General features: G+C 31.6%; 1 protein-coding gene. It reads left to right on the top strand.

Annotated elements, in window-relative coordinates; genetic code table 11:
• Window positions 1-72: 72 nt before the first annotated feature.
• Window positions 73-256: glycosyltransferase family 2 protein (locus tag N7568_RS24440; protein WP_261612253.1), on the top strand; the 184-nt coding region annotated here is incomplete at its 3' end.

The following is a 256-nucleotide window of genomic DNA, read 5'->3' as shown; positions in this document are numbered from 1 at the left end:
AAGCATGCCTTGATTTATATGGGGTTATTATAGATGATACATAAAAACATCACATGCCAAATTTCAGTTGTTATGCCAGTTCATAATGCGGAAAGTTATTTATCTGAAGTTATCACGAGTATTTTACAACAGACTTATCCAGACTTCGAGTTGATTGTTATTAATGATAACTCTGACGACAACACCCTTAATTTAATCAATGATTTTGCAAGGGAAGATCAAAGAATTAAAGTTATTTGCAATGAAAACAATCTGG

Origin of the sequence: Paenarthrobacter aurescens, assembly GCF_025421775.1 — a bacterium.
GTDB lineage: Bacteria > Actinomycetota > Actinomycetes > Actinomycetales > Micrococcaceae > Arthrobacter > Arthrobacter aurescens_B.
Note: the sequence above shows the minus strand (reverse complement) of the source record. Positions and strands in the feature narration are given on the sequence as shown.